This is a genomic window from Epilithonimonas sp. JDS (assembly GCF_021261315.1).
GTDB lineage: Bacteria > Bacteroidota > Bacteroidia > Flavobacteriales > Weeksellaceae > Epilithonimonas.
The window spans coordinates 216124-240278 of the sequence record NZ_JAJSAX010000006.1 but is presented as its reverse complement, the minus strand read 5'-3'; the positions used below and the strand labels follow the sequence as shown (position 1 = coordinate 240278).

Genomic DNA, 24155 nt, shown 5'->3' with positions numbered 1-24155 from the left:
TTCCGTTAGGCCTCCTGCGCTACCAATTCTCTCGTTTTGGTTCTGCAAATATAGGGTGGAAAAAGCTGCACTTGCAAATGGATTTAACATAATGTTTACAATTGTGTAAAACTTACTTAATTAAACTATTGTGAAACAGCACCTTAAAAGGTGTCTAAGAGTTATCCACATTATGTTAAATAAAGTTAAACGGATTTGATGTGCTATTATTGTGCCATTGCGACAGGGATAGTAGCGGTTATCCTTTTGCTTTTTTCTTGGATTGATTTGGGAAATGCGATTCGATATAGAATGGTTGTTTATCTATAGTATATTAAAAACTATTACAAGAAAAGCAAAAGATAGTAGCGCATAGCCCGGTGACAAAAAATAGTGAAGGGAAAGAAATGGCTTTTTTGGCAGTTGCCCAAAATATGGAAATTGGGAATTGAATGTTTAACATAAAATTGAGCAGATCTTTCTGATTTTTCAATAAAGGTAAAAATAATTAGATTCGGTTTTGGAATTTCACATACCTATTATATATATAGTATGCGAGTGCCAAGCCTAAAGTGTCGGCAACAGCATCCAAGACTTCCAATGAGCGGCCCCACTTCATGATATCCTGAAGAATCTCGGTGAGTAAGGCGTAGGAAATGAGAATGAGAAAGTAGTAAAGTAAGGATACTTTTGGGAAACGGACGCGGAAGAAAAATCCGAGTAGGAAAAAGATGGTAAAGTGAATGACCTTGTCGATATGCTGGAACATAAAGGGATATTCTTTGTTCTCTATACCCGGACGCAAAAGCATATAAGTAAGAAATGCCCAATAAATGGGCAATGTGATCTTACTGTATTTGTTTATGAGATTATCCAACAACTTCCTGGTATTCTTCTGCGGATAATAATTTGGTGAAGTCTGCATCTTCGGCAACTTTCAATTTGATGATCCAGCCTTTTCCGTAAGGGTCTGAATTGAGTAGTTCCGGCTGATCTTCTAATTCTGCATTAACTTCCAAAACAGTTCCCGGGATTGGAAGGAAAAGATCGGAAACGGTTTTCACGGCTTCTACACTTCCGAAAACGTCGCCTTCATTCAGATCTTCGTCAACTGTGTCGACATCTACGAAAACGATGTCTCCCAATTCGCCTTGCGCATAATCTGTAATTCCGATGGTTGCAGTGTCGCCGTCAACTTTGATCCATTCGTGGTCTTTGGTGTACTTTAATTCTGATGGTGTGTTCATTTCTTTTGATTAGGTTTTGGCAAATTTAATTATATAATTAAGATATAACAATAGAATAAAAATAAATTACAAAAAAAAGAGTAAGCAAAATGCTTACCCTTTTTTATAATTGATGAATGATAATTGATTAATGATAAATCATCAATTCATTTTAATTTCCTGTTCCGCCGAATGTGAGTGTGGCTGTGATACCTGCTCTGATTGTTGAAAGCGGGAACGCTGTTGAGATCTTATACTTTGTCATCATCTGATCGTAGAAGAATTTCAGGTTCAGGTTTTGCGACATATTATAATCGGCGGATAACTTCAAACTAAAGATTTTTTGTCCGCCTGTGATCTGAGAATCATCAATCAAAATATTCGTGATTGTCGTTTTGCTGTCTCTCATTGATAAGTCAGCTCTCATATTAAGGTCACTTTTTACGTTTCTTGTTTTCCCCTGATAGTTAAGACGAATCTTCAGATCTTTCAATATATAACCGTAACCAATTACATATTCTGTTCCCAGCTCTTCCGTCAAAGTGGTATTGACAAGTCCAAGCATATAAGTTCTGTCTCTGTTGTAATTGAAACGGAACTGCATATTGTTTCTCATCGTCACATCAAAACCGACTAATGGATAGAATGCTTCAACATATCCAACCTGAGTTACAGTGTAAGGATTGTATCTGTTTCCATTGGAGTCATAAGCGGTTTCAATATTATTCAAATCTCTGTTGTAATAATCGATGCTCGACTGTACGCCAGAGGTTGTAGATGTAGAAACGTAAGAATGCAAAATATCAAATTTTGAGAACATACTGTTTACAATCGGAATATTTCTGAGTCCCGAATAAACCAATTTCCAGTTTGGCAGCGGCGTTCCGGCTTTGGTAGGATCGCCCATCTTTTTCGGAGATTTACCTTCGATTGCTGCCTGGAATGCCGGAATCAAAATATATGCATTACTTCTTGAGTAGCCTGCAGTGTAGCCTTCTCTGTCTCTGATGCCCGCATACTGCTGAGAAATTGCCAGTGCATTTTCTTTGATGGACTGGTAAAGTGCCGCCCCATCTTTGAAAGCTGTGTTGAAAGTCCAAGCTGTATTGGAATAAGTGATCATTTCTGTCCCGAAAGCATCTCTGTATCCACGATATCCTGTCAATTGATCGGTAACATTATAACCACCTTGAATATAATTTCGGTTATAATTCTGCAATACATTGAAATCAATTCTCAAATCATTAGCAGGCATCACCTGTAGGTTAGCTGTGATTGTCCGGTTATTTAATTCAGAATAGGCATCACTCATCAATTCAGAATCTGAAACCCAGCCGTTTTCAATAACTGTTCTTCTGATGTCTGCCTGAGATCCTAACAAGAATCCGATCGTCGGCCCGCCTAAAGTTTGTCCGTATCCATAGAAATTAGGAGCAGACAAAAGTCCCGGCAACACAATTCCGTTATTCTCGGTATAATTAAAATCCAATTGTTTGAATGATGTCAAAGCATAAGCTGCGGCTTGAATCGGCGTCAGTTTATTTTTGAATTTATACGATTTGAATTTGAACTTATTATTCTTTTTGGTGAATGCTGTGTTGTAAACATTATTAAGAGAATCTATCTCCTGACGGCGCTTCTGCATCTTGTCATTGATCTTCTTGAAATAATTGAATTTACCAAAGAATTTCGGAATGTCAACCGTAGAAGTGGCAACGATGGCATTTGTGTTCTGAGAAAGATTTCCAAGATTTTCTGACTCTAATCTCGCCGCTGTAGATCTTGCACTCCAATTGTATTGAAACTGATAACTCAATTCTGCATTGATGAAATCCAGATATGGGAAATATTCAAACGGCAATCTGTAATTCAGCTGTGCTCTGTGGTTGTACAAAACAGGACGTCCGGCTCTGAAAACATTACTGAAGATCGATTTGTTGTTCATAGAATTGACATCAGACTGATCATTCAGGGTTTTGGTTTCTGAATTGATTTCCAATTTCAACGATTTAGTAAAATTAAATCCTAAACTGTACTGCCATCCAAAGAAGAAGTTTCTGTTTCTGATGGTTTCAAAATCCTGTCCTCCAGTTCCTGAAAGCAATGCATCTACATTTCTGTACTCCAATTCATTATAATTTCTGTCCAATATCGTTCTGAAAGATAATCTGGTTGGAACCGGATTGAAATTAAATTCCTTCACCCATCTCAAATATTTGTAAGACTTCGCCGTATCGCTTACCATCTTGTTGAATGGTTTCATCACATACGGTTTGAAGGTATAATTATATTCTACATAACCGTTCAGATATTGCTTGTAGTTACGCTTGGTATAAACATCACGGTAGAAATCGTCGTTGTAGATTGCTGTCACACTTAGGTTTTCTACATCATAGAATTTTGCCTTTTTCTCAGGATTCATTCTGTCTTTTCTCATATTCACAACACCGACGCTTCTTTGCTGCGTGTAAGTGCTTACCACTTTTTTAAGCTCATCCTGATTCGGCGCTTTGGTAAGCTCAACATCGTTATCCAAAGGATTATACTTCGGATTGGTCATTGTTTGTGTGTAAGAGTAATTTACCGGGATTTTCATTCCTACTTTTTCCGGTAAGAATTTGTCCACATTTACAGTAGTATTGATGCTGAAAGCAGAATTCTCATCCTGAGATCTTTCCGATGGTTTCTGATCTATTGCTCCAAATCCAACTGAGGCGTAAGATGCATTGGCATTTACCATTGCAAAATCTCCAAGGTTGAAATTTAAACTTGCATTACCGGCATAACCACCTTTGTTTTCAATTTCCGAAAGACGGATTTCGTTGACCCAAAGGATAAGTGTTTTACCTGGCCCAGCATCATTCTGGCTTCGCACACCAATCATCATTGTGGTGACATTACCAATACTCGGTCTACCCTTTACATAGATTTTTTTGTTGTCATCTCCATAGTCTAAATATTGGTATCTATTATCTATATTTTCAGTACCAGCTCTTAAAAGTTCATCACGTTTAAGTTTTGCATTGACGAAGTTTTCTATTTCTAAATCTACGTTGTTCGCATCCGGCCATATATCAAGCGGTGATGTAGCATTTTGTGCGGTTGTTGTTAATGACGATTCATATTCATAATAATTATCAGAAGCATCACTACCAAAACGGATAAAGAATTTTGCATTTTCATTTAATATGCTTGTATTAGCAGTCAATTCATTTGTTAAATCCTCAGCGTGAACAAACAATGCTAATTTTTTGTAACGGCGCATATCCAAACTTGTATTTTTGAAAACACCTCTGGATTCGTTCTTTAATTTATCGATCTTCAGATACAATGAAGATTCATTTTGTCTTTGTGCTCCCGCATTTCCGCTCAAAACCTGTCTGTCAATTCCCGGAGGCAAAACATAAGGTGGCGTTCCTAATGCATTCTCTTCAAGATTTACACTTCCGATATCAAAATTGGAATTTTGAGTTGTACTGATAGGCGGATTTCCCTCGTTTTGCGCTGGTACCGTAGGGCTTGCAATCAAATTGCTATATTTTCTCCAGTCTGATCTTACCAAATCAAAAGATCCAAATCTAAGCGTAGAAGTCTGCTCAAAACCTTTCATTAATAATCTTGCGAATCTTACATTATTAAGAACAGATTCACTAGAACCGGTAACAAAAGGATTGGTATTTCCTGTGCCAACACCATCATAATTAGCAACCGGAATTCTGAATAAGTACCATTTTACTTTTTTGGATTGTCCGTTCTCGAATTTAACGTCTACTTCTTTTACATCTACAATTTTATTATTTTCTAAAGTCAAACTTGTTGGCGAAAGGTCAATTGTATATTGGTTGTAATTTTCGGTCTGATCCAAGTTGTAATCTCTGTTCACATCTTCCGCATCCGGAGTTTGAGTTGCGACTTCCAAAGTATTGGCTGCAGAGTTTCCTTCCGGTCCACGGAAATATTTGTAACGCTCTGTCAAAGACGATGCAAGATCACCTTGAAACTGATCTGATAAATAGAATACAAAATTGTCAGAAGCCGGATCCAATTCATTGGTAACTGGATTCACAAAACTCACTCCAAATTTCGACTGCTCCTCAGCTCCATTAAGTCCATCATAACCCAAATCCTGCTGTGCTCTTTCGTCACCTTCTGTTGAAAATGCATAAAGAATCGGGAATTGGTTTGGCTGAGTTCCCCAGTTTGTCTCAGATGTGTTGGAAGGCAAACTTGGCGTTGGCAATCCGTTTTCATACTGCATTTTTCCATCCTTCAAAACATCTTCAGAAACGTTTCCTAATTGTAATAATAATTTCGGATCTGTACCTAAAGTATTTCCATCGGCGTGAGGATCCTGTAACCAGAATTCTACATAATCAATATTAGAAGTCACAAAGTTGGTCACAGAAATTGGTCTCATCAAACCAGCCCATCTTTGGGAAGCTGTTTCTGTCGCAGCATTCACGTTGTAAGGACCTCTTTCTTGTGGATAATAAGTGATATCAAACGTATTAAGCAAGGTCTGCTCGCCGGCAACATAATCTCTGTTGTTGTAAAGCTCCTTCATCTGCACTCTTCTGGATGCAAAATTGGAAAGTGCTGCTGCGTTGATTCCATTCGGCGCATTTCCGCCAACGCCATAGAATCTCGGATCGATCGTGTACCAAGACAAAAGTCCTCTTCCATCACCTGATCGCAGATTGTTATTCGCAACTGTTGTTGGGAAAACTATCGGATCGTCCAAATTTTTCTCAGGACGTGAGGCCAGACTCCACATTGCAGGTTCTTTTAAGGAAATCTTGGAAGTGGTTTGTTCAAAATCATCAATGTAAGATTGGTCATTGATTCCTTTGCTTTGTCCAGGAATCAAATAGGCGCCTTCTGCCTTGAAGTTTAAATTGGAAGGCGCTTCTGTATTGACAAATGGAATTTTATCCGTCAATCTTGTGAGGAATGGCAATTCATTATTATACATCATATTGAAGCCTGCCATTGTATTGCTCACAGCTTCCTGACCATAATTTACTTTTTGAGTAAGAGGTCTTTCCGAATAGTTCACTACCGTTGCACCAACTGTCAAATGGTCGCTGAATTTTCTTTCAAGATTCAATCCCCAGAAGCTTTTTCTCTGCGTATTAAATGTCAACTGATTTTCTAATGAAATATTGATTGCCTGTCCGGATTGTTTTACTGTTTCATTGATGATCGTCACTGTTCCAAGCATATAATCTACGGTGTAATCTACACCTTCAACGAGTTGAGCACCATTTGCCGTCACTTTTACAGAACCCTGTGGAACATTGATAGCGCCAAGAGAAATCCCTTGACCTTGACTTCCTTTGTATCGGCCTTCTATGGTGTAACGTAGAGGAACGTCAGATTGAGGAACTTTTTGTTTATTATAAATATCATTAAATACATATTTAGACTTATCTGCATTCGTTAAAATGCTTTCCAGATAACTTCCGAAAGGCTTGGCTTTAGTGAAAATAATTTTTCCATTTTCTGCGTCTACCGTAATGCCGTTGATAAAATCAAAAATACCATCACCTTTAGTTCCATCTGCGTTGTTCTGTAAATCATTATTTTGATTCAAACGATCCAAATTGAATAATCGTAATAGATTGGTATCGGATGGTATTCCATTAAAAGTAGCTCCAGGTAGATAATTAACTTTTCCGCCAGATGCGGGATCTCTAAAATTAACATTTAATAAAAAATCCTCCGGCTGAATCTGATTTGTATTGAGTGAATAAATATTCTTCATCATCAAATCCCACATTGGAGAAGTCTCAGTTGTATTTGAATTTGATTTCAAAAGTTTCGTGATGAGAATCGGATTCTCTTCAGAAAACTCTCCTACCTTGTAAACTGTACTTGATCCATTAAGTGTGTAAGAATATGATATTGCCAAAAACTGCTCATTATTCAATCTTTGGTTGAGTGAAAGATAACCTAGCTGCGTATTAAACTTATATTCTGAAGTGTTCAGCCTTCTGGCTTTCACATTGGTGATAAAATGCTCACCCATCACATAAGGCTCTTGCACACCTTGAGAATTAGGAAAAGATCTGCCTGTTAAATTATTTTTGGCTACATCCAATTCTCTTGGATTTCCAACGGTTGACGAGATCTGATTGTATAAATTATTATTGTTATTATTTGGTGTAACACCTTGTTGGTCTCCCAGATCTCGAATTCCGATAACTGGTTTTTGGGTTTCTATATTTGCACCACCTTGATCCAGAATATAGACTTCCATTCTAGTAATGTTAATTCTGGAATTGATCAAAGGATAATTTGCTAATGCATTATCATAATTATCCAAAAAGTAATGTCCTAAATAATAATGTTGATTGTCTTCATAATCAAAAGCATTAATTTTGAAAGTACTCATCGTTCCGCCACCTTGCGCAACAATCGTCTTAGCCTCACCCTGTTGTTGTGAAAACACCAAAGTTCCAGTAGTTTTACCCATCTGGAATTCTGTTTTAAGACCGAATAATGACTGTGAACCACGAATCAAACTTGTGGAAAGCGGCATACTGATGTTACCAACTTCTACCCTTTTAATAATTTTATCTTCCGGATCCTGACCTTTTTCGTTAAGACCTTTGTTCATCAGATCTTTCCATGAGCCTTTTGCCTGCCAGACCATATTCATACGGTTTTCGAAGGCAAATCCACTTTGCGTATCGTAATTGGCTTTCAACTGAAGGTTTTCACCCACTTTTCCGGTAATTCCCAACTGGATTCTCTGTTGGATATTAATAGCAAAGCTGGTTCTGTTTTGAGGAAGAATTAATGGATTGTCAATTTTTTGATAGAGAATACCAAGATCAAATGAGGCAAAACCCTGCGGAATCAACTCTATCTTGTTGCTACCAAAGATATTTTCGAACATTTTATTTTTGATCGTAATCGATGGAATCAAGCCTTTTTTCTTGGCATCGGTCTGATCTTTTCTCTTGGAAAGATCATTCAGAAGCGATTTTTCTTCGTAGTAAGAACGAAGATTATTCTGCATGGTGTAGTTTTTGTATTCTTCAAACGTCATCGCGATTGGCGCGCCAACAACTGTGTTTCCAATTTTAGGATACAAATAATACATTCCCGTTCCGATGTCATAAAAAGCATCGTAACGGATCGGGTCTCCCAGACTGAAATCTTTCCTGACACTTATCAAACTGTCGGAAGGTTTGTCTTGGGCAAATATATTCGTACAACCTACAAAAACTAAAAAAAGGAGGGTTAATTTATAAAGGTAAATATTTTTCTTCACTTATATTTTTTTAAGAAATTGATGACAAAACATCATCAAATGTTAAATGTTTTTTAAAATCTCTTTCACTAATTGTTCTATCGAAACTTCCGGATTCTGCTTCAAAATTCTATCCGCAATCTTCTCACTCACTTTCCTGGAAATTCCTAAAACTTCTAAAGCAGATAACGCCTCATTCTTTATTTTATTGTTTACCAGATTAGAAAGTTTTTCTTCGGAAATACTGAATCCGCCAACCTTATCACGCAAATCGATGATGATACGCTCGGCAGTTTTCACCCCTATTCCCTTCACTTTTTGAATGATAGCACTGTTCCCGGAAAGGATTGCATTTGCAGCATCGGACAAGCTCAGCGAAGATAGTAATATTAATGCGGAAACGGGTCCAACACCATTAACACTTATTAACAGGTTGAACATCTCTTTTTCCTCTTTGCTGAAAAAGCCGAAAAGCAAATGTGCATCTTCACGAATGATCTGCTGGATATATAGAAAAACCTCAGAATTCAATTTCAGATTTTGAGAAGTCTGCAAACTCAGACTTACGTAATATCCGATTCCATTGACCTCGATCACGGCAAATGTAGGCGTCAGTTCCTGTACCAACCCTCTTAAAGAATAAATCATTAAATCAAAAAATTAGGGTTTTGCGAAGATATAAATTAACTTAAAGATAAAAGCCATCTTAGTAACTAAAATGGCTTTTTAACTATATTATCTTGAAATTAATTTACTTTTTATCTTTCGTCTGCGCATCCAAAACTGCAATTGTTGCAAGATTCACAATTTCGTCCACGCTGGATCTCATTTGAAGAACGTGAACCGGCTGGTCAAGTCCCATCAGAATTGGCCCGATGGTTTGAGCCGCCTTCATTCCTCTAATGATTTTATAAGAAAGGTTTGCACTTTCAAGATTTGGGAAAACCAAAACGTTTGCCGGGTTCGTTCCTAATTTCGAGAAAGGATAATCTGCCAAATGATCGCTGTTCAAAGCAAAGTCAGGCTGAATTTCTCCATCTACAATCATTTTTGGATACTTCGAATGTAGAATTTTAACGGCTTCTGCCACTTTTTTCGAAGATTCTCCTTTTGCGGAAAAATTCTCGTAACCCAACATTGCGATTCTTGGCTCGATAGCGAAAGACTTCACCGTGATTTCTGCCATTTTTGCAATATCAACCAGATCTTCTGCGGAAGGATTTTTATTAATGGAAGTATCTGCGAAGAACAATGGTTTCTTCTCCGTCAGGATCATCATCATCGCCGCCACTTTGTTTACACCTTGTTTTTTAGGAATGATTTCCAAAACCGGTTTTAGGATTGATGCATAACTTTTGGAAAAACCAATAATCAATGCATCGGTGTCGCCATGAACCAACATCAATGGACCAAAATAATCACGTTGTCTTACATATCTTTTGGCTTTATACTCATTGATTCCTTTTCGGTTTCTAAGATCCCAAAGTGTTTTTCTGTATTTTTTGCGGGTTTCTTTATTTTCGTCATCGTTCGGATCGATGATTGGAATGTCGAGATCCATCCCGAATTCTTCCATTCTTTCTTTGATCAACTTTCTGCTTCCTAACAAACTTGGATAAGCAATGCCTTCTTCCTGTAGAATTTGGGCTGCTTTCAGAATATTATATTCTTCTCCGTTTCCAAGTGTTACCCTTTTTGGGTTTGCTTTGGCTCGGTTCTGCATCATTCGGACAAGTTTTTCATCTCGTCCCATTCTGTCCAGCAATTGATTTTCGTAAGCCTCGAAATCCTCGATCGGTTTTCCAGCGATTCCACTTTCCATAGCTGCTTTTGCAACAGCGATAGAAACTTTGGTGATCAATCTATTATCAAATGGTTTTGGAATGAAATACTCTTTCCCGAAACTCATATTCGTTACGTTGTATGCCAGTTTTACCATCTCAGGAACTGGTTCTTTTGCAATTTCTGCCAATGCTTTTACAGCTGCAAGCTTCATTGCCTCATTAATTCCTTTTGCCTGAACATCCAAAGCGCCACGGAAAATGTATGGAAAACCAAGAACATTGTTCACCTGATTAGGATAATCACTACGTCCAGTCGCCATCATCACATCTGGTCTTGTTGCCAATGCCAGATCATAACTGATCTCTGGATCCGGATTTGCCAAAGCAAAAACGATCGGATTATTTGACATCGAAAGCAACATCTCTGCAGACATCACATTTCCTTTTGACAAACCGATGAAAACATCTGAACCTTTGATAGCATCTTCCAAAGTGTCGATATCAGTTTGAGCTATGAAATCCAGTTTCTCTGGTGTCAAGTTTTCTCTTCTTTGATTGATGACACCTTTGCTGTCACACATCAAGATATTTTTTGGATCAAGGCCTAATGAAATGTACAATTTCGCACAAGCTACTGCAGCAGCTCCAGCTCCATTGATCACCATTTTCACTTCCCCGATTTTCTTTCCTGCAATTTCCAAAGCGTTGATCAAAGCGGCTGCGGAGATGATTGCGGTTCCGTGCTGATCATCGTGCATCAAAGGAATATCCAATTCTTCTTTCAGTCTTTGTTCTATATAGAATGCTTCTGGCGCTTTGATATCTTCAAGATTAATTCCTCCGAACGTTGGCGCAATTGCTTTTACCGTTTCGATGAATTTGTCCGGATCTTTTTCGTTGATCTCAATATCAAAGACATTGATCCCGGCGAAGATTTTGAAAAGCAAACCTTTTCCTTCCATTACTGGTTTTGAAGCTTCGGGACCGATGTCGCCCAGACCTAGAACGGCTGTTCCGTTGGAGATCACGGCAACTAGATTTCCTTTGGATGTATATTCGTAAACTTTTTGAGGATCATCGTGGATCGCCATACAAGGCACGGCAACACCTGGAGAATAAGCCAGCGAAAGATCTCTTTGTGATGAATGCGGTTTTGAAGGAATGACTTCGATCTTACCTTTTGGTTCCTGACTGTGATAATCTAAAGCAGCCTTATCGAAAGCGATCTGATCTCTTGAATTTTTTGACATTTTTAATTTCTTTTGAGTGGATCAATTGGTTGATATGACCCACAGGTTTTTATTAGGACTCTGCTGCGTAAGGGCGGAGGGCATTGTTGGAGCTCTCCCGATAGAAACTTTGCAAAGTTTCCATCGGGAAGCGACTGCCCGTAGACCGGCCCGCTTGTCCCGATTTTTCATCGGGGCAAAGGGATACGCCCAAATATCTGTGCAAAGTTAAAGCTTTGGAATGATATAGTCACGATGATAATTCACCAGACTTTCTATCGGTTTTTGAACAACGGTCCCAATCTTCAAATGAAAATCCGAGGCCGCTGCACGAAGAATATCCTCGAAAAAATAGGCAATGGAACCTATGAAATTGACCTCGCTGCTACGGCACTCTTCATACGGCATCACCTGAAACTCAAGGAAGTTCTTGAGTTCTTTGTAAATGAAATTCTGAAAATATGGGTGCGTTTTTCTATCGACAATGAAGCGTGTAAAATCTGCCATATATGCATTCGCCCGTGGATTGTGGTACATATTTTTGAGCAGATCATCAATGTTCAACTGATAAATCTCAGTAAACTGCTGGTGCAAATCTGGCGGTAGTTTCTTCATAAAATAATGACGCACCAATTGCTTTCCGAGTGCACTTCCGCTGCCTTCATCACCAATTAGAAATCCTAAAGAAGGCAATTCGGTTTTGACTTTTTCGCCATCGAAGTAGCACGCATTGGAGCCAGTTCCCAGAATGCAGACAATTGCCGGAACACCTCTGTAAGCCGCATACGCCGCCGCCAGAAGGTCCTCCTTGATATTGACCTGCGCATTGAGGAAAACCTTTTGAATCTCTCGCTCGACAATCAATCTGTTTTCTGGCGTTCCGCAGCCGGAGCCGTAGAAGAAGATGTTTTCTATGTAATCGTGGAATTTGGAAAGTGCCTGATTGTTTTCTATTTCGGGCGCAATCAATTCTGCTTTTATAATATTAGGATTGAAACCGATGGTCTCGGTCTTGAGTACTTCTGTACCATCATTTTCCAGGATAACCCAGTCGCATTTGGTAGACCCTCCATCAACAATAGCAATCATATATATATGTTTTAAAACGCTAATGTAATATTTTTTGGGAAGATTTTGTGAGAATTATGTGGATTTGCCGTCTTGTACGAGCCAATCTTCAATCTCGTCTTCCAGATAGGAAGTCTGAAGTTTGATGGCATTGATGAAATCGTCGGGAATGCTCTCTGCAGTCTCGTTGCTTTCCATATCCCAGAGTTCATCGGACATCAATTCATATTCTGAATAGATTCTTTTGAACCTCGAGCTGCTTTTTTCCAATTCCTCAATTTTTTTTTGCTGAGGCAGAAATTTTCTGTACGGTCTGTTAGAATTTTTCATTTTTTGTAATAATTATTTCGTGAGTGTGGTGTCTTGACTAGCGATGAAAAAATTTCCCGGCTGAATTTCTAGAGCCAGGATTAGTTTATAACATCGATTAATATTAAGATTTTCGTAAATAATTAGACTAAAAACAATTAAATATTCAATGATATTTTCTAAAACCTTAATATTAAATAAATGTAAAAATAATATTGATACAAAAAAATAATTTAACTATTATTTAAAAAGATTTAACAAATCGTATAAATTTGCAAACGAAATGAAACAATTACTACTTCGTCACAAGCAAATTCTATTTTTTATCATCGCCGGAGGTTTGAGCGCCATCGTCGAAATTGGAAGCTTTAAACTTTTCAGCGTTTATCTTCCGAGAGTTTTTGCGAGTGAGTATAATCTGTACGGCATCAAATATCCGTTTAGCAATATTTTATCTACAAGTTGCGGCATCATCACGAATTATTTTCTGAGCATCTGGTTTGTGTTTGAACGAGGGAAACATTCCAAGCGGAAAGAGTTCGCTTATTTCATTTCTGTTTCGGTGGTTTCTACATTCATCAGTCTGATTTTGTTCCAGATTCTTTACCATTATGTTTTCAAAGATGCAGTGGATTTAGGTTTCTATGTGTTGTCTCAGGAGATGATGAGTAAAATAAGTTCTATCGTGATTGTTTCGCTCCTTAATTATTCTGTAAAGAAAAAAGTGATATTTAACGGATAAAATCATATTTTTGAACTAAATAGATTATAAAATGAAGGTTTTGTTGGTTTATGCCTGGCGGTTTTGGATGATAGTTGTAGCGACTATTTTCACGTTGATTTTTTTCCTCCCAGTTTATCTCTTATCCATCCGAAAGGAAGATTATAAAGCCTGCTACTTTTTCATCCGCATCTGGGCGATGGGAATTTTCTACGGCACCGGTTTCCGCTACCGAATCATTAATAAGACCGATAAAAAAATCGATAAAAACCAGCCGTACGTCATCATTTCCAACCATACTTCTTTGATGGACGTGATGATTCCCTGCATACTTTTCCCCAATCATCCACTTTGCTACGTTGGTAAAAAAGAACTTGAGAAGATTCCGGTTTTCGGAAGTGTGTACAGAAGAGTTTGTGTGATGGTGGACCGGAAAAGTGCGAGAAGCCGCGCCGACGTTTACAGAAGATGTGCTGAGAGAATGCAGGACGGACAAAGCGTTGTCATCTTCCCAGAAGGTGGCGTTCCGGATGACACGAGTATTATTCTTGATGATTTCAAAGACGGCGCTTTTATCCTTTCTACCAAACATCAATTTCCGATTGCCGTTTACACTTTTGTTGGACTTAAGGAAATGTTTCCTTTTGATAATAAAAAAGGATATCCCGGCCGCGTTGATATTTTCTTCAATGATATCCTGACGCCGGATGCTCCTTTGAAAGAACTTAAAGAAAAAGCGCACGAGGAAATGCGATTGTCCCTTATTGAGAAATTAAAATAATTATTCTACCAATAAGACTTTTTACTTACATTTGTTTTTGAATATTAACCTTAAATTAACATTAAATAAATAATGGAAACACAAAAAACCAATTGGGCACAGTTTATCCCGCTCGTCACCGTTTTTTTCTTCTGGGGATTTGTCGCGGCAAGTAACGACATCTTGATTCCAGTTTTCAAAAAAGCATTCGATTTGACACAAGGTCAAAGTCAGCTCGTGTCCGTCGCATTTTACATTGCCTACACGGTTGGTTCCATCATTTATATGTTGATTTCATTAGCCATCGGAAAAGATTTGGTCAATAAGATTGGTTATAAAAACGGATTGGCGTTAGGACTTACGATTTCGGCTTTGGGAACATTGTTGTTCTACCCTGCTGCAAATCTTCAATCCTTTCCGCTGATGCTTGCCGGGTTGTTTACCGTGGCATTGGGATTCTCACTACAACAAACCGTGGCGAATCCATTGGCAATTGCGCTTGGACCTATCACAACAGGTTCTCAGCGATTGACCTTGGCAGGAGGAATCAACAATCTTGGAACCACGATTGGACCATTGATTGTGAGTTTTGCCATCTTTGGTTCTGCTGCTTCCGAGAATACCAATATGAGTATCGAAAGTGTGAAAATCCCTTACCTGGTTTTAGGTGTGGCCTTTTTAGCAGTAGCAATTTTGCTTAAATTATCTTCTTTGCCAGAACATCCTGCAACCATAGAAGAAACGGCGACAGAAGAAGGCGGCGCAAAAAATTCCGCTTTGAAGTATCCTCAATTGCTATTGGGAATGTTGGCCATCTTCATCTATGTAGGTGTAGAAGTTTCTACCGCAAGTAATTTGCCTGCGTATATGGAAACTATCGTGAATTCTCAAACAGGCGTTCTCTATACTTTGCAAGAAGTTTCTCCATTCATTTCGCTTTATTGGGCGAGTTTGATGATTGGTCGTTGGACAGGTGCTGTAGAGGCCTTCACAGACAATATGAGTCTTCAAAAAATCTTACGTTTCGTAGCGCCATATTTAGCTTTCGGTGTTTTCCTTTTGGTAAATGCAGTTGCTAAGCACGACCTTTCTCCTTTCTATGTTTATGGACTAATCATTTTGGTATTGATTGGTGCTGATATGGCAAGCAAGGGAAATCCCGCAAGAATGCTATTAATATTCTCAGCACTTGGAATCATTGCAATTACGATTGGAATGTTTACAGACGGCATCGTGAGTATCTACGCTTTCACCAGTGTTGGATTGTTCTGTAGTACGCTTTGGCCTTGTATTTTCACATTGGCAGTTAGTGGCCTTGGAAAACACACGAGTCAAGGAAGTAGTTTCCTGATTATGATGATTATGGGCGGTGGAATTGTAAGCTGGCTGCAAGGTGTTGTTTCTGAAAGTATCGGAATTCAGCACAGTTATATTGTTGGGATTTTATGTTTTGCTTACTTGGCCTTCTATGCCTGGAAAGTAAGTGGAATCCTGAGAAACCAAGGTATTAGTTTTGATAAAAAAGTTTCAGGTGGACACTAAAAAGAACATCTTTCTTAAAAATAAATTTTGGGCAATCATTCTGGTTGCCCAATTTTCGTTGTTCTTCATCCTATCGAAAATCGATGTTGCCGTTGATTTCTTTTCGCGCCTTTTTGAATGGAAAAAGAATTTTCACATTCTCTCGTTTTCGAAGTTTGGATTTTCTGTTGGTGATGTTATTTATACACTTGTTTCACTCTATTTACTCTTTGCCATCATTAATCTTATTAGAAAGAAAAAGAGTGAGACGCTAAAGCAACTATTTATTTTTATTAATGTTGCTTACTTCATCTATCAATGTTTTTGGGGAATGCTTTATTTCCAAACTCCCATCATTAAAAAACTTCCGAAAAAAGATATTACTGAACAAGATTTAAAAAACTTGACCATCAAATATCTTGCACTTTGCAAAGAAACGAGAGAGCAGGTTTCTGAAGACAAAAAAGGAATTTTCATCATTAATGATTTGAAGAAAATTGAGATGGAGATACTTTCTCAACAAAAGAATTTGCCCAGAAATATCACTTCAAAAAGCTCAGTTGAAATCTTGTCTGTTAAACCAAGCCTATACAATCAGGCGATGAATTATACAGGCATTTTAGGCTACTATAATCCTTTCACTGCTGAATCACAATTCAATCCAAATTTACCATCTACACAACTTCCTTTTACGCTGGCACACGAGATGTCGCACCAACTGGGATTTGCGCGTGAACAAGAAGCCAGTTTCATTGCTTATCTGTGTGCTAAAAAGTCCGAGAATCAAGATTTGAAGTACAGCACTCAGCTTTATGTTTTAAAAAGTTTGTTGAGAAGTCTGTCCATCAAAGATGAATCATTTGTCAAAAATATTCTATCCAATTATTCCGACAAAATGAAAAAAGATAGAAACAGCGAACTTGAGTTTTTGAAAAACCACGAAAGTGTATTGGCTGATATTTTTGGATTTACAAACGACCTATTTCTGAAATCCAATCAGCAGGATGGCAGCATTACCTATTCGTATTTCATCACACTTGTTGCTCTTTGTGAAGCATAAAAAAAGAATCGTACACGAGGTACGATTCTAAAAACACAAATGATGAAAAAAAATTTATTGCTCCTGAGTGATTGTCTCAAAAGCCCCGTAAAAGTACAACTTCTGAATATAACCTCCAAATATATTTCAATAATATTTTAAAATAATTCAAAAACTATTCACAATCAAAAAGTTACAAAGTGAATAATTTTAACATCATTGCCTCTAATTGAAGCAATAAATTTAAAATCCAGAATATTAAAATAAAAAAACTCTCTCCTTAATTAAAAGAAGAGAGTTTTGTAGCGAAGACGGGAATTGAACCCGTGACCTCAGGGTTATGAATCCTGCGCTCTAACCGACTGAGCTACCTCGCCATTTTTTGGTGGTGCAAATATAAGGATATTTTGCTTTTCACCAAATTTTTAATTAACTTTTAAGTAATCTAAAACGTCGGCCACGTGATTTGGTTTGCTAATGATTTTATTATCAGCATCTAAGACAAAATACGTCGGCGTCGCATTTATATTGTAAGTTTCTCCGTAAGAGCTGTACCAGCCTTTACCTTCCGAAACATTGATCCAAGGGAAGATGTTGGCTTTATTTTTAAACTCCTCCAGACTGCTGTCCAAAGAGAATCCTACGATCTCAATATTCTGTGCCTTCAATTTGTCATATTTCTCCAACAACTTTGGCAGCTCTGCTTCACAGTGCGAACAAGTGGATGACCAGAAGACAACAATTTTCTTAGAGGCTTTTACATCGTACAAAGATTTGGCTTTCGTATGAATGGCATTTTCGAAGTTATTGTTTGGCATTTTGGCGCCAATCTCTGTATTCTTATTCGCTTTGATGGTTGACGAAAGTCTGTCATTGATGGTACACTTAAGATTATTGGCCTGCGCAAGATATTTATCTTTCAGCTTATCCATTCCATAAGTATTGAAAATTTCAATTAATTCCGATAAGATAGTCTGACCTCTTGGTGTTTCCAAATTAACCGCATCCAGGAGCTTATCGACGCTTCCTTCTACATTTGACTTGGAAACGTTTAGGAAATTAATTAATGATGGCTTCAGTATCGTAGATGTCTCAAGATATTCACCGGATTTTGAATAGAAGTTGATAAAATCCTCTGGTTTTAATTCGGCGACCTTTTCCTGATTGGAATATTTCTGATTTTTCTGATAATAATCTAAAAATGGATGAGCCTCGTAAAGAGCAGTATCACTTTTTGACAACAAAGTGATCTCGCTGTCCAAAGATTTGTAAAATGCGTCAGAAGGCTTATAATAATCCTTAATTTGGATGAGTGCCGGAAGAATCAGTTCCTGCTTTTTCTGAACCTCTACTTCATTACTGAAAAGCTGGTTGGTCTGATCATCAAAAGTAACATTAGAAATTTTGTTCTTACTATCCAGATCTATTTTAAAATTGATATCCTTATTTTCAGAAACCATATTGACAGACGAATTCGCTTTCTGAAAAAACGCCCTCATCATTCCGATATACTTTTTGTCAACTTTAAAAGTTGCTGTGTTTCCAGATATTTTTGCTTTGGAATACAGAATTTCTTTCGATCCGTTGAAACCGTATAAATAAACATCTGAATCTGACAAATATGCTGGAATAGTAACCTTAACGTTGAATTGTGCAAATGTAACTGCAGACCATAGAATGCTGCCTGCGACCAATATTTTTTTCATAGAGTAAAAATAAAAAAAACCCACCATAAAAAGTGGGTTTTGTAATATTAAAAATAAATTTTATTGAAGTATTCTTTTATTTGATTTTGCTGCAAAATAAACAATCATCGCAAATGCCACCAAAAACAAAACAAATGTGTAAGCATCTATCGGAGATGCCGGATATCCTCCGATATCACCAGATTCCGGATTCTCCGGTGGAGGTGGAACGGACTGTGCAAAACTTAGTACGTTTACCAATATAAACAATAAATAGTAAGCCTTTTTTAATAATATATTCTTCATCATAATGTGTGTGTTTAGTTACTAATTTTTTTGATCACAACCTCCCCTTTTTCAGAAACAGTTTTCACTAGGAAAACACTTTTCGCCTGATAATTAAGTGGAATTTCATAATCTGAACCTGTCGAGATCTGAGATTTGGAATTTAAAAGCTGACCTGCAACAGAATACACTTCAACAGTTGCATTTTTCCAATCTTTAGCAAATCTTACAACCCATTTATTATCTTTTTTAGCGATTACTGTTTTAGAAAAAATTGAATTCTCATTTCCTAAAGTACCACTTTCCGGAAGTTCATAAGACAAGGCAAGATTTTGAGCACCGCTTAGGGAAAGACTTTCCCCATCTACGATTTTCACATATTGTCCACTAGGATTTTTGATGTAAAAACTATTTCCGTTGGAAAGACCGTCTGCTGCTCTTTCTCCCTTTTCATAAACTTCAAACTTTAATTGATAAGGCTGATCATAGTTGATAAAAAGCGGGATTAATTTTGATTTAAAATTAACCTCATTAGCCTCATTAATATAAACTTTATCTGTGTGATTAATATCTTCTCCTCCTTCTAACTTCTCTTCTTTAGTGAAAATCACTTTATCATCAGTAGCGTATGCCTGCAGCATCGTTGTAGCAGGACTATATCCTGTAACAGCTGAAGGTGAAACTGCGTAATATGTTCTTGCAATTTCCAGACCGTCTGCATCATACATCACAACAGCTACCTGTTTTACGATTTTATCTTCCGGAATTCCTGTGTCATCTCCATCTTTAGCAAATGCTACCGAATAATCTACTCCATCCGCACGTGAAGTATAGGCAAATCGTCTGGTTCTATTCAAGTTAATTGTTTGAGCGGCGTTTGAACTAAGTTTTACCATAAACTCACCCATTGGTTTTATTACCAGCCTGCTTGCGCTGATATCACCAGCTTGAAATACACCACTTGAAGCTAAAGCTACTATTGTATTACCATTATTATACTGACTACCAGCATAAGTATTTGTAATATTACCAGATCCATAATATGCTATCCCAACAAGATTTGATATATTATTTCCATCGCTGGCATTACCGGTCTCAGCAAGTCCAATAAATTTCAAATCTAAATTTGTAAGAAATGGATTTGCCAATTGATAAAGATTCAAAGCATAATCTGCAGCCCAATTGGGTGTTTTTGATCTAAAAGGATCATCCAGATAAGTTCGGTACTGTTCTGTATAATAATTTGCAGCATTACCATTATAACCAAAGCTACCTGCATAGCCTCCGGACAATGACATTTGTACATTTGAAGTCGTCATATCAGAAACCGGAATTCCCGTAAATGTTTTCTTGTCAGTATTTGGTACCCAGAAATAAGTATTATCTGCTCTTCTTCTAGGAATGATGTAATAAGTTAATGGTGTACCGATAACTGTAGCGTCTGTACCTCCAACAATCTGATCAAAACGGGCTCTCTCATTGTTCCATTTGAAAATAGAACTTGGATTGAATCTGCCAGAAAGAGTCTGACCACCATTAGTCAAGTTAAGGTTACCATCACCAAAAGCAGCTTTTAGATCTGCATAAGTGAAATTAAAAAACGGCAAACCTGTTTGCTGTCTTCCAGTTGTACCATTATTATAATCCGCAGTATATTCTTTATTTACCTTACCAGCAATGTTGCCTTGGGCAATTCCAGTTACATAAAGTTGTCCGTAATCTGTTGTAGAAGCCAACCTAAGATTAAAATTTGCTGTTGTGGCAAGATCAATTCTTGGTTCGGTTGCAGGAACGCCGGTAGCGGTTCCACTTATCATCACATTCCCTGAGTTGTTAACTACCGCACTTCCGAAAGTCTGCAATCCACCGCCATTGTAAAAAAGTGTTTGGGATTGAATTGTTACCAATGCAGAATTACCAACATATGTAAGCACTTGAGAAGATGCAACAACAGAGAAAAAAATCGATTGTAGAATAAATAATTTTTTAATCATTGTAATAAAATTTGTGTGTTTTATCCTGCAAAGATATTAATTTTTTAATTAGTTAGAAATTTTAATATCATTATTAAAGATTTTATAATATTGATTCAATCTTTACATCCTCTTTATTATCGATATCAAACATATAATCTTCCAGAACTTTCTCCGTCGTTCCTCTCAGTCCTCTTGCTCCAAGTCCTTTATTCATAGTATCGTCCACGATTTCTTCAATAGCCTGATCTGTAAATTCCAGTTTTACATTATCCATTTTGAAAAGTTCTGTAAACTGATTGATGATAGAATTTTTTGGTTCTTTCATAATTCTTACCAGCACATCTTTTGTCAATTTCTCAAGATAGGTGATAATTGGAAATCTTCCCAGAAGCTCCGGAATAAGACCAAAACTTTTCAGATCTATGGCGTTGATCTGACTGAGAATGTAGTCCTCATCCTCTGTTTTCCCCAATTTATCTTTAGAAAAACCGATAGCCTGCTTATTAAGTCTTCTCTCGATGATCTCAGTCATTCCATCAAAAGCTCCTCCTGCAATAAATAAGATGTTTTGTGTATTTACCTGAATATATTTCTGATCCGGATGTTTACGGCCACCTTGCGGCGGAACATTCACAATACTACCTTCCAAAAGCTTCAAAAGTCCCTGTTGAACGCCTTCTCCGGAAACATCTCGCGTAATACTAGGATTGTCAGATTTTCTGGCGATTTTATCGATCTCATCAATAAAAACAATTCCTTTCTCTGCTTTTTCTACATCATAATCCGCCACCATCAGCAATCTGGATAGAATACTTTCCACATCTTCCCCAACATAACCCGCCTCAGTAAGAATTGTAGCATCTACAATACAGAAAGGAACATTCAGCTGTTTTGCAATGGTTTTTGCCAACAGTGTTTTCCCGGTTCCGGTTTCGCCAATCATTATGATATTGGACTTTTCTATTTCAACCTCACGATTTTCATCCTGAGCGTGTAAGATTCTTTTATAATGATTGTAAACTGCGATAGACAGCTGTTTCTTTGCCTGATCCTGCCCTATCACATATTCATCAAGAAAAGATTTGATCTCTCTTGGTTTCTTCAGCTCATCCAGAGATGAAGCCATTGATGGTTTTGCACTTTCATCAGCAGTATCTTTCACAATAAGATGTGCCTGTTCTATACAGTTTTCGCATATAAAGCCATTCTGTCCGGAAATAAGGATTTTAACTTCACTTTTTTTTCTCCCGCAAAATGAACATTGATTTGGATTCATAAATATCTTGAATTCTATTAATTAAAAAAAAGAAGCCGAAACTTCTTTTTATGCATTTATTATTGATTGCTGAATTTCTTTGTATTCGTCTGGCGAAAAGATCAACCGGACATTTTTAAAATTAAGATCTTCTATATTATTAAGAGGTATGAGGTGAATATGAGCGTGTGGAACTTCCAAGCCTACCACTGCAACACCGACTCTCTTGCAGGGAACAGCTTTTTTGATCTGCTTTGCAATGTCCTGAGTGAATACCCAAAGATCTTTATAATCTTCAGAATCAAGATCGAAAATAAGATCTGTTTCCTTTTTAGGGACTACCAATGTGTGGCCTTTTACCAATGGCATTGCATCCAGGAAAGCAATATGCTTGTCATCTTCTGCAATTTTGTAACTGTCTATTTCTCCGTTGATGATTTTAGAAAAAATACTGCTCATAATCTAACTATTGATTTTGAAAAATTTCAGCAATTATCAAACCAATACTGCCTTTTTTATTTATAAAGAAATCTCTAAAACTTCGAATGAAAGTTTATTACCATTTGGCAAAATAATATCAGCTGTTTCACCGACCACTTTACCCAAAAGTCCTTTAGCGATTGGTGTGTTTACAGAGATTCTTCCAGCTTTGATATCACTTTCATTATCAGGCACAAGCGTGAATTTTTGCTCGCCTTTTGTTGCATTATTTTTCAGCCTTACCGTTGTCATAATAGAGACTTTGCTAAGATCCAGCTGAGTCACATCAATGATTTTTGAAGTCGAAACAATATCTTTCAATTTGGAAATTCTCATTTCCAGCATTCCCTGTGCTTCTTTTGCTGCATCATATTCGGCATTTTCCGACAAATCGCCTTTATCTCTTGCTTCAGCAATTTGCTGTGTTATTTTTGGTCTTTCTATGGTTTCAAGTTGTTCTAGTTCAGACTTCATTTTGTCCAAACCTTCTTTGGTTACGTAGTTCATAACAATAAAATTTATCGTTTGTATAAAAAAATAATCCGACCTTTGCCGGATACTATTTTGTCTCGAATTGAGTTTACAAATATATAATTTATTTTGAAATGAAAATTAAAAAAATCATATCCATTTTCACATTATTACTGGCTTTCAGTTTATTAACTTTCAACAGTTCCTGCAGCAACGAGCGAAATGAAACCGTAAGCTGCTTCCCAAATTCTGCCATCTCTGTACAACTCAATCTCAGTCTGCCTTCATACTATCAACTGCAAAACGTTGGAGGCTGGGTTTATGTAAGTGATGTAGGATCCGGAACCCGAGGATTGATTGTGGTAAGAGTTGTCAGCGGCTTTAAAATCTATGACAGAAATGCACCTCATATTTGCCCAGACACAAACACAACTTTAGAAGTCAAAAATGACACTACAATCTACTGCCCAAATGACGGCTCAGAATGGATTCTGATAACTGGTCAACCCGCGAACAACAGCGTCGCAAAAATCGCCCCGAAAACTTACGCTTACAGTTATGATTCTAATTCAAATATTTTATCTGTTTATAATTAATTTCCATTTCAAAATATGAAAGTTGTACTCCAGCGCGTTTCCGAAGCCAGTGTAAAAGTTGATGATGAAATTGTAGGAAAAATCAGTCAAGGTTTGATGCTGCTGATTGGCGTTGATGAAAATGATGAAAATGCAGATGCAGATTGGCTTGTAAAAAAAATAATTGATGTGAGAGTTTTCTCAGACGAAGAAGGAAAAATGAACCATTCCGTAAAAGACATCAATGGAGAAATCCTTTGCATCAGCCAGTTTACATTGATCTCTGACTACAAAAAAGGAAACCGCCCGTCTTACATCAAAGCGGCAAAGCCGGACAAAGCTATTCCTCTCTTCGACTATTTCAAAGACGAACTGAAAAAATCGGGTCTCAAAATCGAAAGTGGAATTTTTGGAGCGGATATGAAAGTTTCATTAATAAATGACGGACCAGTAACTCTGGTGTTCGACAGCAAAACAAAACTTTAAAAAATCGCCTGTTCTGATAAAAATAAAAGTCTGATCCATTTAACAAGA

Annotated in this window: 19 protein-coding genes and 1 tRNA gene; 6 read left to right on the top strand and 14 right to left on the bottom strand. The window is 37.4% G+C overall.

What is annotated here, in order from left to right:
• Positions 1–487: 487 nt before the first annotated feature.
• From LUD75_RS16130 to LUD75_RS16100, 7 genes are all read right to left on the bottom strand, one after another.
• Complete coding sequence (locus LUD75_RS16130) at positions 488–904, bottom strand: VanZ family protein (RefSeq protein ID WP_317207328.1); 417 nt, start codon at positions 902–904, stop codon at positions 488–490.
• A complete protein-coding gene (gene gcvH / locus LUD75_RS16125) occupies positions 849–1226 on the bottom strand; it encodes a glycine cleavage system protein GcvH (RefSeq protein ID WP_232706843.1) in 378 nt (125 codons plus the stop codon). The genes LUD75_RS16130 and gcvH overlap by 56 nt, the downstream gene beginning before the upstream one ends.
• A gap of 151 nt (positions 1227–1377) precedes the next feature.
• Positions 1378–8418, bottom strand: coding sequence for a cell surface protein SprA (sprA, locus tag LUD75_RS16120; protein ID WP_232706850.1), 7041 nt, complete (start codon positions 8416–8418; stop codon positions 1378–1380).
• Between the two features lie 108 nt (positions 8419–8526).
• Positions 8527–9111, bottom strand: a complete 585-nt coding sequence (gene ruvA / locus LUD75_RS16115) for a Holliday junction branch migration protein RuvA (protein WP_232706842.1) — start codon at positions 9109–9111, stop codon at positions 8527–8529.
• 103 nt (positions 9112–9214) lie between these two features.
• Positions 9215–11497, bottom strand: a complete 2283-nt coding sequence (locus LUD75_RS16110) for an NADP-dependent malic enzyme (RefSeq protein ID WP_232706841.1) — start codon at positions 11495–11497, stop codon at positions 9215–9217.
• 207 nt (positions 11498–11704) lie between these two features.
• On the bottom strand, positions 11705–12565 hold the full coding sequence (locus LUD75_RS16105) for a BadF/BadG/BcrA/BcrD ATPase family protein (RefSeq protein WP_034972862.1): 861 nt from the start codon (positions 12563–12565) through the stop codon (positions 11705–11707).
• Between the two features lie 54 nt (positions 12566–12619).
• Positions 12620–12874, bottom strand: coding sequence for a hypothetical protein (locus tag LUD75_RS16100; RefSeq protein WP_232706840.1), 255 nt, complete (start codon positions 12872–12874; stop codon positions 12620–12622).
• A gap of 262 nt (positions 12875–13136) precedes the next feature.
• Here LUD75_RS16100 and LUD75_RS16095 point away from each other — a divergent pair, with 262 nt between their 5' ends.
• The 4 genes from LUD75_RS16095 (at position 13137) to LUD75_RS16080 (ending at position 16915) form a co-directional block, all read left to right on the top strand.
• Positions 13137–13595 (top strand): GtrA family protein, encoded by a 459-nt coding sequence (locus LUD75_RS16095; RefSeq protein ID WP_232706839.1) that lies wholly within the window; start codon positions 13137–13139, stop codon positions 13593–13595.
• Between the two features lie 31 nt (positions 13596–13626).
• Positions 13627–14355 carry a lysophospholipid acyltransferase family protein gene (locus tag LUD75_RS16090; protein WP_034972868.1) on the top strand — a complete coding sequence of 243 codons (729 nt, stop codon included), beginning with the start codon at positions 13627–13629 and terminating at the stop codon, positions 14353–14355.
• Between the two features lie 72 nt (positions 14356–14427).
• Positions 14428–15876 (top strand): MFS transporter, encoded by a 1449-nt coding sequence (locus tag LUD75_RS16085; RefSeq protein WP_232706838.1) that lies wholly within the window; start codon positions 14428–14430, stop codon positions 15874–15876.
• Entirely contained in the window at positions 15866–16915 is a 1050-nt protein-coding gene (locus tag LUD75_RS16080; protein ID WP_232706837.1) for a DUF3810 domain-containing protein, read from the top strand. The genes LUD75_RS16085 and LUD75_RS16080 overlap by 11 nt, the downstream gene beginning before the upstream one ends.
• 282 nt (positions 16916–17197) lie before the next feature.
• Here the strand turns inward: LUD75_RS16080 and LUD75_RS16075 are convergent.
• From LUD75_RS16075 to greA, 7 genes are all read right to left on the bottom strand, one after another.
• Positions 17198–17271: transfer RNA gene (locus LUD75_RS16075), tRNA-Met, on the bottom strand.
• Between the two features lie 48 nt (positions 17272–17319).
• Positions 17320–18600 (bottom strand): thioredoxin-like domain-containing protein, encoded by a 1281-nt coding sequence (locus LUD75_RS16070; RefSeq protein WP_232706836.1) that lies wholly within the window; start codon positions 18598–18600, stop codon positions 17320–17322.
• Between the two features lie 60 nt (positions 18601–18660).
• Positions 18661–18888, bottom strand: coding sequence for a hypothetical protein (locus LUD75_RS16065; RefSeq protein ID WP_232706835.1), 228 nt, complete (start codon positions 18886–18888; stop codon positions 18661–18663).
• A gap of 11 nt (positions 18889–18899) precedes the next feature.
• The gene (locus LUD75_RS16060; protein WP_232706834.1) at positions 18900–20858 is read right to left on the bottom strand and encodes a hypothetical protein; all 1959 of its coding nucleotides are present in this window, start codon (positions 20856–20858) and stop codon (positions 18900–18902) included.
• Between the two features lie 82 nt (positions 20859–20940).
• Positions 20941–22116 carry an ATP-dependent Clp protease ATP-binding subunit ClpX gene (clpX, locus tag LUD75_RS16055; RefSeq protein ID WP_232706833.1) on the bottom strand — a complete coding sequence of 392 codons (1176 nt, stop codon included), beginning with the start codon at positions 22114–22116 and terminating at the stop codon, positions 20941–20943.
• Positions 22117–22164: 48 nt separating this feature from the next.
• Entirely contained in the window at positions 22165–22554 is a 390-nt protein-coding gene (locus LUD75_RS16050; RefSeq protein WP_232706832.1) for an HIT family protein, read from the bottom strand.
• 60 nt (positions 22555–22614) lie between these two features.
• Entirely contained in the window at positions 22615–23082 is a 468-nt protein-coding gene (gene greA, locus LUD75_RS16045) for a transcription elongation factor GreA (RefSeq protein WP_232706831.1), read from the bottom strand.
• Between the two features lie 98 nt (positions 23083–23180).
• Here greA and LUD75_RS16040 point away from each other — a divergent pair, with 98 nt between their 5' ends.
• Together LUD75_RS16040 and dtd are read left to right on the top strand one after the other, a co-directional pair.
• Positions 23181–23642, top strand: coding sequence for a hypothetical protein (locus tag LUD75_RS16040; protein ID WP_232706830.1), 462 nt, complete (start codon positions 23181–23183; stop codon positions 23640–23642).
• A gap of 15 nt (positions 23643–23657) precedes the next feature.
• Positions 23658–24107: a D-aminoacyl-tRNA deacylase gene (gene dtd, locus LUD75_RS16035; RefSeq protein ID WP_232706829.1), complete on the top strand. Its 450-nt coding sequence runs from the start codon at positions 23658–23660 to the stop codon at positions 24105–24107.
• Positions 24108–24155: the final 48 nt, after the last annotated feature.

Excerpts from the sequence above, each read along its gene's own strand:
- LUD75_RS16130 (WP_317207328.1), bottom strand. The coding sequence starts at position 904 with ATGCAGACTTCACCAAATTATTATCCGCAGAAGAATACCAGGAAGTTG.
- gcvH (WP_232706843.1), bottom strand. The coding sequence starts at position 1,226 with ATGAACACACCATCAGAATTAAAGTACACCAAAGACCACGAATGGATC.
- ruvA (WP_232706842.1), bottom strand. The coding sequence starts at position 9,111 with ATGATTTATTCTTTAAGAGGGTTGGTACAGGAACTGACGCCTACATTT.
- LUD75_RS16110 (WP_232706841.1), bottom strand. The coding sequence starts at position 11,497 with ATGTCAAAAAATTCAAGAGATCAGATCGCTTTCGATAAGGCTGCTTTA.
- LUD75_RS16105 (WP_034972862.1), bottom strand. The coding sequence starts at position 12,565 with ATGATTGCTATTGTTGATGGAGGGTCTACCAAATGCGACTGGGTTATC.
- LUD75_RS16100 (WP_232706840.1), bottom strand. The coding sequence starts at position 12,874 with ATGAAAAATTCTAACAGACCGTACAGAAAATTTCTGCCTCAGCAAAAA.
- LUD75_RS16095 (WP_232706839.1), top strand. The coding sequence starts at position 13,137 with ATGAAACAATTACTACTTCGTCACAAGCAAATTCTATTTTTTATCATC.
- LUD75_RS16090 (WP_034972868.1), top strand. The coding sequence starts at position 13,627 with ATGAAGGTTTTGTTGGTTTATGCCTGGCGGTTTTGGATGATAGTTGTA.
- LUD75_RS16085 (WP_232706838.1), top strand. The coding sequence starts at position 14,428 with ATGGAAACACAAAAAACCAATTGGGCACAGTTTATCCCGCTCGTCACC.
- LUD75_RS16070 (WP_232706836.1), bottom strand. The coding sequence starts at position 18,600 with ATGAAAAAAATATTGGTCGCAGGCAGCATTCTATGGTCTGCAGTTACA.
- LUD75_RS16065 (WP_232706835.1), bottom strand. The coding sequence starts at position 18,888 with ATGATGAAGAATATATTATTAAAAAAGGCTTACTATTTATTGTTTATA.
- LUD75_RS16060 (WP_232706834.1), bottom strand. The coding sequence starts at position 20,858 with ATGATTAAAAAATTATTTATTCTACAATCGATTTTTTTCTCTGTTGTT.
- clpX (WP_232706833.1), bottom strand. The coding sequence starts at position 22,116 with ATGAATCCAAATCAATGTTCATTTTGCGGGAGAAAAAAAAGTGAAGTT.
- LUD75_RS16050 (WP_232706832.1), bottom strand. The coding sequence starts at position 22,554 with ATGAGCAGTATTTTTTCTAAAATCATCAACGGAGAAATAGACAGTTAC.
- greA (WP_232706831.1), bottom strand. The coding sequence starts at position 23,082 with ATGAACTACGTAACCAAAGAAGGTTTGGACAAAATGAAGTCTGAACTA.
- LUD75_RS16040 (WP_232706830.1), top strand. The coding sequence starts at position 23,181 with ATGAAAATTAAAAAAATCATATCCATTTTCACATTATTACTGGCTTTC.
- dtd (WP_232706829.1), top strand. The coding sequence starts at position 23,658 with ATGAAAGTTGTACTCCAGCGCGTTTCCGAAGCCAGTGTAAAAGTTGAT.